This is a genomic window from Roseateles sp., assembly GCF_049240545.1.
Classification (GTDB): domain Bacteria; phylum Pseudomonadota; class Gammaproteobacteria; order Burkholderiales; family Burkholderiaceae_C; genus Paucibacter_A.
The window spans coordinates 1-17,590 of sequence record NZ_JBMLSK010000151.1; the positions used below are offsets into that span (position 1 = coordinate 1).

At 61.0% G+C, this 17,590-nt stretch carries 9 protein-coding genes, 1 pseudogene and 2 riboswitches; of the genes and pseudogenes, 4 read left to right on the top strand and 6 right to left on the bottom strand.

Translation table 11 applies throughout. The features are described from left to right. The 5 genes and pseudogenes from ACOVRJ_RS09485 to ACOVRJ_RS09505 all read right to left on the bottom strand — a co-directional run. Nucleotides 1–368: pseudogene (locus ACOVRJ_RS09485) on the bottom strand (glycine dehydrogenase (aminomethyl-transferring)); the annotation flags it as partial. A 158-nt stretch (nucleotides 369–526) separates the two neighbouring features. Next, nucleotides 527–901 (bottom strand): glycine cleavage system protein GcvH, encoded by a 375-nt coding sequence (gene gcvH / locus ACOVRJ_RS09490; RefSeq protein ID WP_422043610.1) that lies wholly within the window; start codon nucleotides 899–901, stop codon nucleotides 527–529. Nucleotides 902–1,002: 101 nt separating this feature from the next. Next, entirely contained in the window at nucleotides 1,003–2,124 is a 1,122-nt protein-coding gene (gene gcvT / locus ACOVRJ_RS09495; protein ID WP_422043611.1) for a glycine cleavage system aminomethyltransferase GcvT, read from the bottom strand. A 55-nt stretch (nucleotides 2,125–2,179) separates the two neighbouring features. Further along, a riboswitch (glycine riboswitch) is annotated at nucleotides 2,180–2,289 on the bottom strand. Nucleotides 2,290–2,306: 17 nt separating this feature from the next. Beyond that, nucleotides 2,307–2,410: riboswitch (glycine riboswitch) on the bottom strand. 54 nt (nucleotides 2,411–2,464) lie between these two features. Next, a complete protein-coding gene (locus ACOVRJ_RS09500) occupies nucleotides 2,465–5,647 on the bottom strand; it encodes an amidohydrolase family protein (RefSeq protein ID WP_422043612.1) in 3,183 nt (1,060 codons plus the stop codon). Nucleotides 5,648–6,066: 419 nt separating this feature from the next. Then, on the bottom strand, nucleotides 6,067–7,080 hold the full coding sequence (locus ACOVRJ_RS09505) for a hypothetical protein (protein ID WP_422043613.1): 1,014 nt from the start codon (nucleotides 7,078–7,080) through the stop codon (nucleotides 6,067–6,069). 109 nt (nucleotides 7,081–7,189) lie between these two features. Between ACOVRJ_RS09505 and ACOVRJ_RS09510 the strand changes: the two genes are divergently transcribed. The 4 genes from ACOVRJ_RS09510 to ACOVRJ_RS09525 all read left to right on the top strand — a co-directional run bounded on the left by ACOVRJ_RS09510 (nucleotide 7,190) and on the right by ACOVRJ_RS09525 (nucleotide 16,935). Then, on the top strand, nucleotides 7,190–7,525 hold the full coding sequence (locus ACOVRJ_RS09510; RefSeq protein WP_422043614.1) for a YnfA family protein: 336 nt from the start codon (nucleotides 7,190–7,192) through the stop codon (nucleotides 7,523–7,525). A gap of 1,464 nt (nucleotides 7,526–8,989) precedes the next feature. After that, nucleotides 8,990–10,603 carry a glyoxalase superfamily protein gene (locus ACOVRJ_RS09515; protein WP_422043615.1) on the top strand — a complete coding sequence of 538 codons (1,614 nt, stop codon included), beginning with the start codon at nucleotides 8,990–8,992 and terminating at the stop codon, nucleotides 10,601–10,603. After that, nucleotides 10,600–14,712, top strand: a complete 4,113-nt coding sequence (locus ACOVRJ_RS09520; protein ID WP_422043616.1) for a hypothetical protein — start codon at nucleotides 10,600–10,602, stop codon at nucleotides 14,710–14,712. The genes ACOVRJ_RS09515 and ACOVRJ_RS09520 overlap by 4 nt, the downstream gene beginning before the upstream one ends. A gap of 81 nt (nucleotides 14,713–14,793) precedes the next feature. Next, complete coding sequence (locus ACOVRJ_RS09525; protein ID WP_422043617.1) at nucleotides 14,794–16,935, top strand: hypothetical protein; 2,142 nt, start codon at nucleotides 14,794–14,796, stop codon at nucleotides 16,933–16,935. A 348-nt stretch (nucleotides 16,936–17,283) separates the two neighbouring features. Here ACOVRJ_RS09525 and ACOVRJ_RS09530 read toward each other — a convergent pair. Further along, the coding region (locus tag ACOVRJ_RS09530; RefSeq protein WP_422043618.1) for a hypothetical protein at nucleotides 17,284–17,590 on the bottom strand (307 nt) is incomplete at its 5' end.

Below are 17,590 nucleotides of genomic sequence, written 5' to 3' on the forward strand. Positions count from 1 at the left end.
ATTTCGGCTTGGTATGGCGTGTAAGCGTTATACCAGGCGGGGTTTTCAAGGATGTTGCTCAGGATGACGCCCGGGGTCAGGGTGTCGTAATAGCCCTGGCCGATATAGCTCTTCAGCACCTTGTTCTGGGCGGCCACGGCCTTCAGTTCGGCCAAGGCTGCTGCCTCGCCGGCCACCGGCGGCAGGTCCATGCCGACCGAGCGCTTGATGCTGGCGGGCACAATGGCTTCGATCAGCGCGCGACGCGAAGCGGCGCCAATCACCGACAGCATGGCGACTTCATCGCTGGCGTAGGGGCCGATGTGGCGGGCGTGGAATTCGGAGGCGTTTTCGAGCGCGGCCAGCGGCTGCAGAGCGGACATCAACATGGCAAATCCTTGCTGGAGCGCGCCGGCTTGTGGCGAGCGGGCTCCGATCATTCGGGGAAAGGCGGAGCGCCTCTTCAAGCGCTCCTGGGACTTCTAGGCAATCCAGGCCGCTGCCGAGCGCTGCCCTTGTTGGGCCATGCCGGCAGCAGCCTTGTCAATCAGCTGTTCCTGACCAGCTCGTCGTAAGCGGTGCCGTCCATCAGGCCGTCGAGTTCAGCGGCGTTGCTGAGCTTGACCTTGAAGAACCAGCCGGCCTTCAGTGGGTCGGAGTTGGCCAGCGAAGGGTCGTCGCGCAGGGCTTCGTTGACTTCGGTGATTTCGCCGCTGACGGGCATGTAGACATCGGCGGCAGCCTTGACGGACTCCACCACGCCGGCCACTTCCTTGGCGGCAAAAGAGGCGCCAATGCTAGGCAGGTCAACGAACACCACATCGCCCAGCGCGTCTTGCGCATGCACGGTGATGCCCACGGTGACGATGCCGTCAGCTTCGATCTGGACCCACTCGTGGTCGTGCGTGTACTTGATGCTCATGTGTTGCTCCGTGAATAGATGAGTGCAGGAGGGAAAAAACAGGAATTCAAGGCTGGGGTGCGATCAACCGACCCCAGCGCTGCTGACAATCAGCCGCGAATTCAGCCGCGGTAATAGCCGTTGGGCGTGAAAGGCGTGCTGGAGACCGTCATCGGCGTGCGCTTGTCACGCACGATGGCGAACACCTCGGTGCCCAGGGCCGAGTATTCCTTGCTCAGATAGGCCAGCGCAACCGGCTTGCCGACCGTGGGGCCCAAGGTGCCGCTGGTGACAACGCCGATCTCGGCGCCATCGGCATTGACCAGCTTGGCGCCTTCGCGCACCGGCATGCGTTCGCTGCTGACCAGGCCGACGCGCTTGCGCGCAGCGCCATTGGCCAGTTGATCGTCCACCACGGCGGCGCCGGGGTAGCCGCCGGCACGGGCGCCACCGGCGCGGCGCACCTTTTGGATGGCCCAGGTCAGCGAGGCTTCGACGGGGGTGGTTTCGGTATTGATGTCGTGACCATACAAGCACAGGCCGGCTTCCAAGCGCAGCGAGTCACGCGCACCCAGGCCGATCGGCTTGACTTCCGGCTGGGCCAGCAGCTTGCGGGCCAACTCGACTGCTTGGTCTTGGTGCACCGAGATCTCGAAACCGTCTTCGCCGGTATAGCCGGAGCGGGTCAGGAAGGTGTCGATGCCGTCCAAATTGAAGAAACCGCCGGTCATGAAGGTCAGCTTGGCGACTTCAGGATTCAGGCGCGACAGGGCGGTCACGGCTTGCGGGCCTTGCAGGGCCAGCAGTGCTTGTTCGGGCAAAGGCAAGACCTGGCACTTGTCACCGATCTTGGCTTGCATATGGGCGATGTCTTGCACCTTGCAGCCGGCGTTGACCACCACAAAGAGGTCGTCCGGGCGGCGCGCGATCATCAGATCGTCCAAGATGCCGCCGGCCTCGTTGGTGAACAGGGCGTAGCGCTGCTTGAACAGGCCCAGGTCAATCACGTCCACCGGCACGATGGTTTCCAGCGCGGCAGCGGCGCCTTCGCCAATCAGGCGCACTTGGCCCATGTGGGATACGTCAAACAAGCCAGCCGCAGCGCGGGTGTGCTTGTGTTCGGCCATCACGCCGCTCGGGTACTGCACCGGCATGTCGTAGCCGCCAAAGGGCACCATCTTGGCGCCGAGTTCAATGTGCAGCGCGTGCAGGGGGGTCTTGAGGAGGGTTTGATCAGCGGACATGGCGGCAATTACTCGAGGGCAGTCATCTGGCCTACTCCAACCAGGGAGTAGGGGGAATGCCCTCGCTGTCCGCTTTACCTGAGAGATTGGCCGCCGGCGTATTGCCCGCAGCTTGCCCCTTCGGTGGACGGGCTCAAAGGCTCGTCTCTCTCCAGTGAGGAACGCCCGACGTTTTGTGAACGGACGTTTTGTCAGTCCTTTTGCCTGAGCGTTCGCAGCGTGGGATCACCAGTGCCACTGCGCCTTCGGCGGTTCCCGCGAGGGAACTCTCTCCTGACGGGGGGCATTGTAGCCATGCTTTGCCCCTGCTCGAACGAGACTTTTTCAGCCCCCGCAAACATCAGTCATGGCCATGCGCATGGGCTTGGCCCGCCAGTTCCTCGTTGATGGGCGCCGCTTCGCCGTTCACGCCTTCAAAGAAGAAGGGGCGGCGCGTCTTGCTGCGCGGCAGGACCTCGCTCATGGTCTTCGCCTCGAACAAGCGGCCGTTTTGCATCACCTGGCTGATTTGGTCGCTGTTACGAATATTGCCGAGCACATCGCCGCTGATGATCACCAAATCGGCCAGCTTGCCCACCTCCAGCGAGCCCAGGTCTTTGTCCAGTCCCAGGGTCTGGGCCGGGTTCAAGGTGGCGCTGCGGATCGCTTCCAGCGAGCTCATGCCGCCCAGGCCATACATCCACATCTCCCAATGCGCGCCCAGACCTTCGCGCTGGCCATGGGCGCCGATATTGGTGCGCACGCCGGCGCGCTGCAACTCGGTGGCGGTCTTGGCGATGCGCAGGATGTTGAAGTCTTCGTCCGGCGCGGTCAGGCGGCGCACGCTGCGCGCTTGCAGCAGAGCGCGTGGCACATAGCGGGTCAGCAGCGGGTGCTTCCAGACCTCGGTGCGGGCGTACCAGTAATGCTCGCCGTCCAGGCCGCCAAAGCCCACGTTCAAGGTGGGCGTGTAAGCCACTTGGGTTTGCGACCAGAGCTGCTTCACATCGTCATAGACATGGGCCACCGGCAGCGAATGCTCGATGGTGCTGTGGCCGTCCACAATCATGTTCATATTCAGCTGGAACAGCGAGGCGCCCTCGGGCACCACCATCATGCCGGTCTGCCGCGCGGCCTCAATGATTTGCTGGCGTTGCTCGCGGCGCGGCTGCTGATAGCTCTTCACGCTGATGGCGCCGGCGGCTTGCTGGCGCTTCAGATGCACGAGTGCATCGTCGAGCTTGTTGACGACGGCAGTGAAGGGCGTTTTGGCGCCATACAGAATCGTGCCACTCGAATAGATGCGCGGCGCCAGCACCGTGCCGGCGCGCTGCATTTCGGCCTGGGTGAAGATGTCGCCATTGCGGTTGGAGGGGTCATGCAAGGTGGTCACCCCGAAGGCCAGCGAGGCGTAATTGACCCAGCTTTGCTGCGGGATGATTTCAGTCTCACCCATGCCGCCATGCCAATGCGCGTCGATCAGGCCGGGGATGATGGTCTTGCCGCTGGCGTCCAGCATCAGCGCGCCGGCCGGAACCTGCACCTGGCCTTTGGCGCCGACTGCGGCGATGCGATTGCCCTCGACCACGATCACGCCGTCCGGGATGACCTGGTCGCCCTTCATCGTCACGATGCGCGCGCCACTGATGGCGATGGTGCCGCTGGGCTTGTCGGCCTTTTGCACAAAGCCGATCGGGCGGCCTTGGGCGGAGGCTTTGAATTCGCTGGCTTTGCCGTCTGACGCCGCAGCGCCGGGCTTGTAGGCATCGGCCAGGGCAGTGGTGAACAACTGATCGGCGGCGGTGAAATGCACGCTGCGGCTGTCGCCACTCCACTGCATGGCCTCACCGCTGATCACGTCCAACTGGCGCACCGGCAAGGCGTCCATCTTGGGCCCCACGTTGATGGACTTGCCGGCCTGCGGCAGCGGCGTCACATAAGCATGGAAGCGCTCGACAAAGCCCAACCACTGGCCGTCCGGCGAGAGGCTGAACTCGGTGGCAAATTCAGATTTGGCGATCTCGGTTTCCTTGCGGTCGGCCAGGTCAATGCGCACCAGTTTGCGGGCGAAATCCACCTCGTTGCTCAGCGACGATCGGGTCAGGAAGACGGCATCGCTGCCCGCACCAAACTGCGGCGCATCGCCGTCCTTGGCAATGCGCTGCGGCGCGCCGCTGCCATCGGCTGCGGCGATGTAAATGCCTTTGTCCAGGCCGTGCCAGGGAGAGGTCAGGTAGCCGCCGGGCTGCTTGCTGTAGACCACCGACTTGCCGTCGGGCGAGAGCTTGGGCGCCAGGTATTTGCCGGGCGTCTTGGTGATCTGGGTCTCGCGGCCGCTGGCCAGGTCCAGCTTGCGCACCGCGCCGAGTTGCTCGTCGTTCCAGGTCACAAAGACCAAGGACTTGCCATCGCGCGAAAAGCTCGGGAAGAACTCGAAAGCATCGCTGCGCTGCGTGAGTCGGCGCGGGGCCTGCGCTTCTTTGTCAGCGCGCAGGTCCTTGATGTAGAGCTGGCCGAGCGCGGAATAGACCACCGCGCTGCCGTCCGGCGCCACCGTGGCCCAGCGCAATTGCTTGACGGCAAATTGATCCGGGGCCACTTCTTGCGCCTGGCGCAAGGCCTCGCGCACCTCGCGCTGGTGCTTCACATGAAATGGGACTTCGGCGGCCGTGCCCGCAAACGGGTCCACCTTCCAGATGCGGCCCTGGGCCCAGGTCACCACATGCTTGGCGTCTGGCGTCCAGGCGAAGGCGGGGTAGACCCCGTTCACCGACCAGGCTTCTTGCAGATCGCGCTCCATCTGGGCCCAGACTGGCTTTTCTTGGCCGGTCTTCAAGTCCTTCAGGAACAGCGTGCTTTGGTTGCGGATGCGGCGCACAAAGGCCAGGTACTTGCCATCGGGCGAAGGGGTGGGGCGGATGGCACCACCGGCACCTTGCACAAAGGCCTCCACCGTGCCGTCGCGCAAGTCTTGGCGGAAGATCTTGAAAATCTCGCCGTTGGCGTCTTTGTTGTACTCGAATACACGCCCGGCGGTGGTGTCACGGGAGTAGTAAAGATAGTTGCCGTCGGGCGAGAGCGCTGGCTCGCCCAGGTCTTTTTGCCAGTTGGGTTTCTCGTTCAGCTGCACACCCTTGTTGTTGGCGCCGCCATCCAAGTGATAAAGCCAAATCTCACCGGAGCCTGCAGAGCGGGTGCCGGTGTAGTGCTTGCGCGCCGCAATGTACTTGCCATTGGGGTGCCAAACCGGGTTGTTCAGCAGGCGGAAGTCCTCGTTGCTGATGGCGCGAGGGTTGCTTCCATCGGCATTCATCACCCAGATGTTGTCGCCGCCGCCGGCATCGCTTTGAAAGGCGATCAGCTTGCCGTCCGGCGAGAAGCGCGGCTGCTGCTCCCAGGCAATCGAATGCGTCAGTGCGCGGGCCTCGCCTCCTGCAATAGGCAGCAGGTAGAGATCGCCCAGCAAATCAAAGACGATGCTTTGGCCGTCCGGGCTCACATCCACCGACATCCAGGTGCCCGTGCGGGTGTCGATGCTCACCATACGGCCGGTGCCGGGGGGCTGGTTGACATTCCATCGGCTTGCTGTGGTTGGGGTGGCGCTCGTTGGCCCGTCCGTTGCATGGGCGGCCATTGTTGGGGCTAGGACTGTCGCGGCGCAAAGCAGGCTGGCTGCAAGCGCCTTCGAACGGGGGCGCAAGCCCGGGATGTTGATCTTGGTCATCAATCAAAACGGCGGTTGGCCGCTTGGTCTGCGAATCGGTGGGTGGCGCAGCATAGGCCAAGAAAACGAGGTCTGCGCTCCGTCATTCCCCGTACTTGCCGTGCGTGCCTGGTCTGCAAGGCCTTGAGTTCGCAGCGCCCGAGGGCTTGGTCCGCACCCCACCGCTGAAACCACATTCCCTCGTCCACGCGAGGGGGCGGGCCAGACTTCAAGGAAGAAACAGCGCAGCCTACCGACGCCTAATGCAATCGGGCGCAGGCCGCACCACCGAGCAAACGCACCGGCAAGGTCAACTGGTGTCCGCGCTTGAGTTCAGCCCAGACGGCATGGCTGACTTCGCAAGTCCAGTTGTCTTGCGGCTTTTGCCCATGCAGGGTTAGGGTGTAGGTCTCACTCTGGCCCCCCTTGCGCTCGGCGCCAAGCTTTTTGGCGTCAGGCGGCCCGACACTGGCGTCCAAGATGGGCCAAGCGGGCTCTGTCTGGCTGAGTTGGTTGCTCACCAAGCGGCGGCTGGTCTGCCAACGCATGAGCTTGTAGCTGCACCGCATGTCGTACACCGGCTCTTCGCGATAGCGCGTGCTGCACGAACGCTGCTTGCTGAAGCTGCCATCTCCGTTGTCCACGCGGATCTCGCTGCAGTCCTGTCCGTCCGCCACTTGCTTGTGTGAGCGGACCTCTCGACTGGGCCTCACACCATAGGCATCACTGGGCATGCTGTCGCACCAAGCGGAGTCGCGAACTTCGTTAAGCCGCTCGATACGGATGCTGCGCTCCCATGTCTTGTCCACCAGGGTGACTGCATTGTCCCGGGTGGTGTTGAACATGACGACCAGGCCGATGAAAAGCGCCAGCGCCCCCAGGCCAGCGAGCATCCAGCCCCAAGGTCTTGATGGCCGGGCGGCTTGTTTGGCGACCGGAAGAGGCTCAGGCGGCTGAATGGATCCACTCGGCCTTGGGTCGCCATCCCGGACCAAAGCCACCGGCTTCGAGCCATCTTGGCCCGCACTGCAATTGATGCAGAACTTGGCGTTTGCAGCATTCGGGCTGTGGCAGTAACTGCATTGCCAATCGGCACCCACAAAACGGTGTTGCTTGGCCTCCAGCTCCTGACCTTCCGGTGGGAAATAGCGGCGACGCGCATCCTGGGCCGTGCCGCATTGGGGGCAATGTCGATGTGTCAGCCCCAAGAGCCCAGTGGCTTGGCATTGTGGGCAGTCCCACCACATCTGAAAGTGTTTTGTATCGTCGCTCATCAAAAGAGTAGGGCGCGGAGACAAGAACGGACGGTGCGCCTCTTTGAGGCCGGTGATTGTCTCCTCAGGATCGAGGAGCATTTCCCGCTAGCGATGGACAATCGCGGGCATGGAGTTCATCAAGACGTTTGGCTTGTTCGTGGCGACGGCATTGACGGAGATCGTCGGCTGCTATTTGCCCTATTTGTGGCTCAAGCAGGGCGCCTCTGCGTGGCTGCTTGTGCCCGCGGCAATCAGCCTCGCGATGTTTGCCTGGTTGTTAACTTTGCACCCCACGGCAGCGGGTCGCGTTTACGCCGCCTATGGGGGTGTCTACGTGGGTGTTGCCATTCTTTGGCTGTGGGCGGTCGACAAAGTCACCCCAAGCACCAGCGACTGGATCGGTCTCGGTTTTTGCTTTGTCGGCATGGCCATCATCATGCTCGGTTCGAGGCCGCAGGCCTGATCAAACGACCAGTTGGGCGGGCGTTCTTTGTCCTTAAGCCAGGGCGAACGGCGAGCACCCCCAAGGCCACTTTTGGGTGCAGCGGCCTTGAGCAGCGGCCGCATCACCACGGGCGTCACGCGCACCGTGTGTGGAAGACTGCCGGGCCGCTGCATGCTCTTGCATCGACGACGCAAGGGAGCGCGGGTTGGCCGTGGGCTATCGGACGCTTGAGGGTGGTTACCAAAATTCCTTGGGGCCGACAATGTCGGCACGACTTCTACGTGGTAACCGGCATCGTAATCAAATCAATGACTTAGCGATTTCGCCTGAGCCGTCGCACTCTTGTTTCGCAACCTTGCGCTGCTAACCCACAGGAATTTCCAAGCTACGGCTGATAACCATGTACTAGGGCGCTTCGTTTGATACGAAAAGACTGCTCCAGCGGCTTACCCCTTAGCCGGGCACAACATGCTGTGCCTCGATTAACGCGCCTGCGGCCCACAAGGCGAGCCGAGGGTTATCCGTGTCGACCAAGTGCTGGGCTACGCCATCACACCGGTGCCACCGGATTTCGAATCATTCCTCCGAGGTCTTGAAGACATCAGCGATGGATGTGGACGCGCGGAGGTCCTCATTCGCTGCCGGCTCAGCCAGCAGCGTCAGGCTGAACGTAGTAATTCGTAGCCGATGGCCATAGCGGCGACTGAAACCATTGCCAGCCACACGCTGAGCACCGGTTCGAATGACCGCTACGCACTCGAAACCGGGCATCCGACATGGTGCGTGTCTGGTGTTACTCAACTGCCATTTGGGGACCCATTGCGGACCTCTTCATCGCAGAACTCATGACCAAAATGCACTCGTTTAGCACCGGCCAACGCATCTAAACGAAACTCATCGAGTCAACAGGGCTCTTGTCAGCATCAGGAATGAACAGCGAGAGGCAGTGAAGGGCGGTGTTTCACGAAACGGCGCAACGTCGAAGGACCTGAATTCGATTACTTGAAGGCATGAGGACTCCTTGGTGGAAAGTCCCCGAGCCTGTAATCCAGTGACATCGGGCGCCGGCGCATAGCGCTTTCCGGCTGTGCTTGCCATAGCTGTCTCAGCGGGCCCGACCTCCCAGTCAGGCGCAGCCGAGCTTTGCCGAAACTTCATGGTGGAGTCAAGGTGAGCCCAGAAGGGCCAAGCGCGAGCCACAGGAATAACTCATTACCTATTTACTGGCAAGGACGGCATCTCCGCGTATCGAAAGTTGAAACGCGCGGCCGTGGAGTTGACAAGTTAGAAAACCCTCGGATATATTTTGAGTACGGTTCAGCCGAATCGTGGGCAAGTTGGCGCCCGTCAGTGCACGCACCGGACTCTCCAAGTCCGGCACGGCAAAGCCAGAGGTGCAGTACGAATCCCCCGGCTAGGTGAACTCCTGGGAAGCCGGACAACGCGTGCCGTCCTCGAGTGCTTTCCTGACGGAGCTCATCCATGACAGCCGTACGCCCGGACCACGAAGTCCCTCTCTCCCCAGTCATCCTTGAAGCGCAGGCAGCCGCGCTGTGGACGTTCGTGCACCTCCGCACGCCCAGGTTCACGAGCGACACCGCGCTCAAGGTCGTTGAGACGCTCGGCGCAAGCGCTGACGACGACACCAAGTCACTTGCCAAACGGCTGCGAAAAGAGCTGGTTCGGCACGGTGTCGCAATCAAGCATGTGAACGCCATAGAAGCTGCGGTGCGGCTTCAAGGCCACGAAAGCTGGCATGCTCACAACGCGGACAGCCCTCCATTCCAGCTCAAGGCCTACGGCATCTTGGAGACGGACGAGAAACACGCCACCTTTGACTCGTGGAAGAGCGGGGGCGTGACCCTGGCGGACTGGGCGGAACACGCGGTTCGCCATACCGGCGTCAAGGTGCTCGAACTGCACTTTGGCGAGAACTTCGTGATGCTCGCCGCCCCTTGGGTTCACGCCGATAAGGGCCGAAAGATTGGGCAAGAGTTGCCTGTGTTTGTTGTCAACCCGTTGACCGATAGCCGGGATTGGCACGAAGGTCTGGAAGTGGCACTGGAAATGGTGCGCCGGCGCATCGAAGAACCAGGGCTAGCCCTGCTGGAGGGCTTCAGCAACCTGCAGCTCGCACCTAGCCCACACGATGCAGCCAATACCGAGCTCGTGCTCATGCAGTCTGCTGGCGAGCCGGATGAAGGATTCGAAATCGCTCGAGGCACGGAGGTTGACTGCTGGACTCAGCTCGACTTGGCACGCGCCGACCGGCAGGCTGGCGAAGTCACGGCCGATGGTGTTGCGTGGCATTGCGCGACTGACCGTTTCGTCTGGCAGGTCTGTGTGGCCCAGGCCTCGAGCATCGACGGCGCTGCGCCGACCACGACGTACACACAGCTGACCGAGCCTCAGGTATCCCGGCTACTGCACCGCTATCGCTTGGCACGCCGGGTATTGAAAGATGGTGTGCACAACTCGGTCATGACCAAGATGCTGCCGCTGTTCAGTGCAATGGCGTCGGTGTACCGCGTGCGCCCCGACCGCATTCAAGCCGAGCTGGCGAAGGTAGGTTCGACCTGGGAGGATTTCATCCGCGACCATGAGGACCCTCTCGAGCTTTCGGGTGTGCTGCCTATCGGGCTAGTCCTCGAACTGGTCAAGAAGCTCAAGCTTGAAGACCCAAATGTCGTGCTTGCACGGCCGCCGCGTGAGCATCTGGTTCACGTGGCCGACGACAGAATGCTGCGCTCGATGATTCCGCAAATGGACCATGTGCGGTATCGGTTCACCAGCGCCGCCAACGCTGCGGTCAAGGCGGCTGTCTCGGATGCCGTTGAGGAACTGGCGACATCAATTCGTGTGCGAAAGATGCTGGAGCTTGGTGCTCTTGAGTCTTCGCAACCCCTTCCGAATCTCGTCTACGGCGGCGACGCACAGGAACTCCTTGGTGCCCTTGAGCAACAGGGTCTGACTGTCTGGGTGGGCAGCATGCCCCTCATCGCGCTCATGCCGGCAGATGCCCCCAAGGACATTTTTCCCTATGCGGTCGGCACCAGCCTGTTCCTCGACATCGACTTCCCGGGGAGCGAGCAATGAAGCGGCAGCAGAAGCGCACTGAGACCGAAATCTTCTACATGGGCTTTCGCAAGCCCTTCCTCCAAGCCGGCGACCGTCCCTTCATCAAGCAGCTGAACTGGTTCACCGGTTTCGGAAAGACGTACACGGCCGCAGTCTTCGCAATCGACCTGTTCTTGCAGGCCGAAGTCATACCGGTGTTCATTGCGCCGCTACAGTCACTGGTGAAAGGATTCGCCGACGACATCCAGAAGCATCACGGTGCCACCGGACAAGCAGATGAAATCGAGCGGCTCCTGCGCGAACGGGGTGCGGCTGTCACGGTCCATCGGCTCTACTCGCGCGACTACCACCAGAACGACGCGACCTTCTTCGAGGCCGTAATCCGCCTGCACGATTGGCTGACCTCGAACGACCGAGTGTTTTCGGCGCTGGAGCGCGCCGGCCGAGCGGACCCGAAGAACCCGCTCGCGGCGCGGCTGGCTGAAATGCGACGCAAGGCCCGTGTGTGCCTGGAGTCCAACTTTCACGACCTTGCGCCTAGCGACGACACCTATGCAGATGCCTACGCGCACTACATGAAGTCGGCAGGTGTCGCGCTTACTCAAGCCGAGGCGATGACCAAGCGCCTCATCCAGTTAGACGTCGATACGCGAACGCAAGACCCGTCTGAGCAACGCGTCATGACAGCTCCGCCCGTGGCGGATATGGTGCGACGCCTCCAGCCCTTGCAGGCGTTCCTTGACAACCCCGGCATCATCGTCAGCACCGCGTCGAAGTCCCAGGTTCAGCAGCAGGTCTACACCTATGACGCCAAGGCGGGGCGCAACCGGTGGCTTACGTTCGAGAACTTGCCCGAGTTCCTGAAGGAACTCAATCGCGAAGAGAGCAACCTGGGCAGGCTTGTCACTAAGCGCGACATGCCTGCACGCGTGGTGATGTTCGTAGACGAAGAAGAGGACTCGTACTGGTACCTGTTCGACCAGCGCAAGTCTGTCGTCAACTCCGAAGGGCGCCACGACCTGAACGTCGTCATCACGGAGTTCTTCAAGTTTCTCGACCTGCGTTGGCCCCTGGCGTTCGAGCGGCCCGGTACCGACTACGGGCTTGCGTTCAAGGTCTACGCACACCTAGAAAAGATTGCTGCGGTTAGCCCGGCGGTGTGGCGTGAGTTCGAGGTCCAGAAGACTGCTTCCAAGGCGAAGCACATCCCGGAAGCAAAGCGTATTGCCCTCTTTCGTTGTGAGCTTGAGAGCAAGTACCCAGAATTCATTGCGGCGCCATGGACGGACGAAGAACTGGGTGAGGTTCTGAAGCAGCTCATCGACCGCAACGACGTTCACAACGAATTCCAACGCTTCCAGGAGAAGGCGCGTGTGCTCGCAGCGCTGCGCGAGTACGTCGCCGGGCTGGACCGGAAGCCGGCGCATTCGGCATACCGCACCTACAAGGCATTGCGCGAGCTTGTCGTCGACAAGAAGTACTTCACGATGAACCGGGCTTCATATGGCGAGGTTCTCGACCAGCCAAGCCAAACATTCTTCAACGGGGAGTCCAACGTCATGGACACGGACTTCCTGAAGCGAGTGCAGCTCTCGCCAGACACCGGCGCGCAAACCATACAACTCGTCTACCACGAGGACGACCTGCCTGACGGCGCCTACACGCTCTTCAATTACTTGGAGCTGGTGCTGTTCATCGCTCGGCTGCTGAACGTCGACAGCGGCGACAACGTCATCACGTTTACGAAGGACGACCTGGAGGTGTATCCCGGCCTGGCGCGCTTCCGGCGAGAAATTCGCAAGCTCTTCAAGGCAAAGAACGCCGAGGGCGGCTTCGAGCATGAGACGTTTGGCGACGAGTTGCTTGCCGAAAGCTTCTTCTTCAGCGGCACGAAGAGCGTCGTCACGTTGGAAGAGAGCCGCCGGCAAGCCGAGGAGTACAACCTTCCCGCTGACGTCAACCTCACCATCACCATCACGTCCCTAAGGGATACACCTGAGGAAGACATTCTTCAGTCGCTTGGTCGCAGCAATGGCGTGTACCTGATGAGCGCAACGGGTGGCTTGGCGGCAGCGTCCACGGGCGCGTTCAACACAAAACAGCTGCAACGCATGCTGGAGGCCAAGGGTGGCGTCTACGCCGAGATGACCGATGAAGAACTTGCCGTTGTTGGAAAACGAGCGAACGAATTCCTGGAGCTCCGGCAGCGCCAGGTCACCATCATCGACGACACCGCGCCTGCGACTGGGTTTGAGGTGTCAGGTGGGTACAAGGGCCTCAAGCAGCTCTTCCACGAGGCCTACCCCGAAAAAGACGAGCCTGGCTACTCGCATCTGAACAACTACAAGAAACACGAAATCGACGGTCTGGTGGCAAGCCTGGACAAGCTGCTGGCCACGAATGTGCGCTCTGGCCTGGTCCTGTGCCAGACCATTCGCCGCGTCCAAAAGTGTTTGGTGAAGCTGGCGAACACCGAGGGCGCGGGTGTGGTGCAGGAAGACCACGACGGCCACCGGTTCACCATCCGACCGCTGCTGCCGACCTATCGCAAGGCCACTGTTGACCCCGTCACGCTCATTCTTTACACCGCAGAGCGGTTCCGCAAGCGTGACTCCACCAAGACGGGTGCGCTCGTCGAAGTGGACGACGCTGGGCAGTTCAACGGCGAGCTGGTGGAGGCGCTGAACATCACAAATCACAAGGTTCTCCTCTGGACGGCCTATGGCTCAGCGTCGCGCGGCCTGGACTTTGTGACGACTGAGCGTGGCGTGAAGAAAGACTTCGAGCTGTTCTGCTTGCTTAACGACCCGTACTACACCCGGCATACGCGCCCGGGAAGCCGTGGCTTCTCGATGGAGATGTTCCAGAGCTACATCCAGGTGGTCCGCGACGAAGACGAGACCTGGCCGGCAATGTCCAAGCGAGACTTGCTCTACGAGTATTCGCGCAACCGCTGGAAGCGACTGCGCAAGGAACACTTCATCGACATCACGCGCACCATCTTCCAGGCGCTCGGTCGCGGCGAACGTTGCCCCGAAGCCGCGATGCCGAAGCAGCACATCCTCATCAGCGCGCAGGCAGCACAGATGGTGCACCTGGGGGTGCGCTACGCCCCAGAACTCGCACGCCGCGCTTCGCCGGCGCAGCGATGCGCCTTGCAAGCCATTCAGCAGCACAACGCATCGGCCGCCGTGTTTGCCAGCGACGAGCAACGCAAGGCGCATGTGGCTGACAGCCTCAAGCGAGCCTATGCGTTTCGCGAGTACACGAGCCAAACGCCAAAGCGGTTCAGGTCCGACGTCGAAGCTCGGAAGGCCTGGCCATGGCTGTTCAACACGCGCATGTTCACGGACCCGAGGGCGTACCTCGACGAGTTGCGCAAGCACGGCATCCCAGCTGAATTCTTGGAGGGCGCCTACTTGGAGGTTCCAACCAGCGCAGAGCTTTACACGAGAGAAGTCTCCCGCGCGGGGCTGACCGAAGTCATCCTCGCTGACTCGGTGGACGGTACTGACGTGTACGACTGGGTCGGCATGCTCGCGCCGGCGGGGCTGGCCGAGAAGCTGTCGACCGAGGCCAAGTCGTTCATGAAGGCCCGTCGCGGCTTCCCTGTCGACGGCACGGATGGGGCCAGGTGCCTTTTCCCTCAGCCGTGGTTTGTCACAGAAATCATGAAGGGCTACGTCGCCGAGCGCGAGTTCGAGCGATTCGTCGAAGAGCAGTTCCGCGTACTGCCAGGTCAGTTGGACACGACTGGTGCGCTTGTGCGCTACCTCGAAGTTGCACAGCACCCGCTGGAGGCCGACATCTTCCAGCTCTATGACTACTACCTCGAGGTCGCTGACAGCGACGCCCTGGTAGCCGTCGACGTCAAGAACTGGGCGCGCAGTACCGACCGCTATAAGAAAGAAGAGCTGGAGGCCGAGGCATGGCGCAAGCATGCACGCTTGCAGGAGCTATTCCCGGATAGAAGGGTGCACGCCGTGTACGTGAACCTGCATGGCACACACAAGTATCGGGTTCAGCGCCCGGCCAGCGGCAGCATCCGCTTCATGTCCCTCTACGTCCACCCATCCGACGAGTGGATAGCCAACGACAACCTCGTAAACGTTCTGCTTGCTCAATAAACGCCACGCTCTATGCCAATTCGAAGCCTAGGAGATACCGCCGCAGTCGCGCGCCTGAATTCGATTCGATTCAAGACCTCCGTGCAGGACGCCGCCGTCAAGCTGGCCGAGTGGGACGCGTCTAGGCAAGGCCTGGTCGTTCCGATTCGCATTGAGTTGCCAAAGCAGTCCACGCAACCCAATGGTGAGGCGGCCGACGCCACATCGGAGTATTTCCGTGACCGTGCCCGACAAGTTCGGCAGAAGATTGCGACCGACATGGGGCTGGACGCGAAGGCGGCAGGCCGGTTGACTTTCACGATGACCTATCGCGACGCGTGGTACTTGGGACCACGCCCGAATTTGAACTGGGACGGCATGCTGGACGCTGTGCGTGCGACGCCGGAGAAGTTCATCGAACTGATGCTGCAAAAAGAGCTCATCGAGGAAGCTGCCTTCGACCCGAGCCAGACGTTCGTGACGGGCGGGTTCGGGCCTGGCGTCTACTTGGGTAACCTCGGCAAGAGCACGGTTCGACGACTCCATCTTGCCGAAGTGCAGTTCACCGTACGTGGAAAGTACGGTCAAGTGCTGTGCGACGTTGCGTCGAAGGTGTTCGCGAAAAAGACCAAGACCGGCTCGGAAGCAGCTTCCTCAGCCACTTTGCCAATAGACGCGGGCGAAGGGTTCATCCTCGGCGTTACGCGAGTGGTGCCGTCAGACTACTTTGACTTGGACGCCCGCCGCTACCCAATGACGGGTATCAGTTTGGACACGCAGAAGTTCCGGCAGACGCGCTTGTACTACCTCAACGTCCTGACAGAGTTTGCGCTCAAGCTTTTTGAGAAGGCCGGCGTGCCCGTCGAGTCCGACACATTTGTGGCATCGCACTGTGTCGATGACGGCTACATCCCGCTGGAGCCGCTGGCACAGCTACAGCGCCCGCTGATTGTTGTTAACGCGACGCGCGAACCCTTGACCAACGAGGCGCTGAAACCGCTAATGCGCTTCCCTGAATTCTTCCCCGACGGCTACCACGTCGCCGGCAACAAGCGTACGCAGTTCGCTGCTCCAGAGGTCCGTGCCCTTGAGAAGGCACCACTGAATCTTGACCCGGCTCTGAACTACCTGTATCTCAACGGCGCGTCAGAAGACGAGGACAACAGCATCCGGGTGGCAAAGGTGACGGGCGCTGCGCTGGAATTCAAGGCTGTACGGGCAAACGCGGCCTATTCCGCGCTTGCGGCCGGCGGTTCTGTTGCCGACCCGTACACAGAGGCCAAGTTCAGGCATCTCATGGAGCGCGACACGGTATTGGTATCGACCCAGGGACTCGACTACTGTCCCTCTGCGCTCGCGCGCCTGACGCCTGGTGACCTTGCTGACGATGACCGCGCCTTGCAAGAGGCCTTGAAGCGATGTCTGGTCGAGCTTTCCTTGAAGGAAGGCCTGCTTGGGCACAAGCCGGTCCCGGCACCGACTATGCCGCAGGACTTGCTTCCTGCATCTTTGACGCTGCTTGCGACGCGGCAAATTCGCATGGGCGGTCGTCAGAAGCCAAAGCAACTGGTGGCCTGCGTCGACGTGGATTTAGGCCCGGACGGCCTTTCGGTGACGCGTGTTCGGCGCTCGCCTTGGTCGAAGGACACCCTTGCGGCCATCGACTTCGTGGAGGAGTTTCCCTTCCTTCAAACGGACGGTAGGGAGCTAATTGGCGATGGCCAGTTCTGGGTCATCGACCGGGCTACTGGCGAGCGGCTGACAGCCTGGTGGGGCAAGTTTGTCCCGAAGCTCATCCTGAACGCCTCATACGATGGCGTCGAGGCCGCGTTGGCCGCTCAGGAAGGGCATCTGGAGCAAAGACGTCAGGAGGGCAGCAAGGCGCGCTTCTATTCGAAGGACCGTGCATTCAACTTGCTCCCCTACTACATGTCAATGTACCTGCCGGCGCATCAGACGCACGGCGAGCGGACTGGCACGCGCATCGCACTGCAGGACTGCGGGGCCTTCTTGCGAATGTTCGTCCCGCCCGCCGGTGGCATCGTCGGCGCCGGCGATTCACTGTCCGGTATGCGCGATGTGATGGTGTACCTGCCGGATGGCCAAGCTGTGGCGGGCGGGTTGCTTGACCGTAAGCTGGTTCAGCTTTATCTCCACACGCTCACAAACGGCGTGCTCGTAGGCGGGGACAACTCGAAAATGAGCATGCTGGAAAAGCTGGCGCGGCTGGCGCTAGAAAACTGAGCCTTGGCCTGAGCGCGCTGCTGCTCAGAAAGTGCGCGCACGCCGGCCAGCGCAATGGTGGGCAATACAAGTGGCCGCATGTACGCAGCAGTGCGAACTATATACGAGGGGCTCTTTTTTGATACGACAGAACTACTCCAGCGGCCTTCGTAGTCAAACTTTGGAGGCCCCTGAACTCACATGAGCTACTCCGGTGGCTCGATATTTACAAATTCTCCTTTAATCGAAGCAACCTTTGCAAGGTGAAACATTTTTGGTCCAGATTTCGTTGACTTGGGAAGATTAAATTTTGGCACTTTAGTGTCAAGGCAGGTCCTTCAGATATTTAATTTGGACCAAGTTTAATCATCACTGGACTGGGCGCAACTTGTCGAAATTGCATGCATTTTTCGAAGCGCTGCCTTTATATTTTTCCCAATCGACTTCGACGTTCTGTCGGCCACACGCTAGTGCCAATGTGCCGTGTCGCGGCGCCTTGTCGCGCAGGACAGGCAGTGCCTGCCAGCCCCGCAGTCGCTCGCATGTGAAAGAACCGTGTGTTCCTAAATGCCGTATAGGCAGGGTGTATTTAGGCCCAGTTTTCGCCATATAACCAGCACTTTTGTTGGCGCCGACCGAATTTTGACCACCCGCGCCGATTGAATTTTGACCAGGG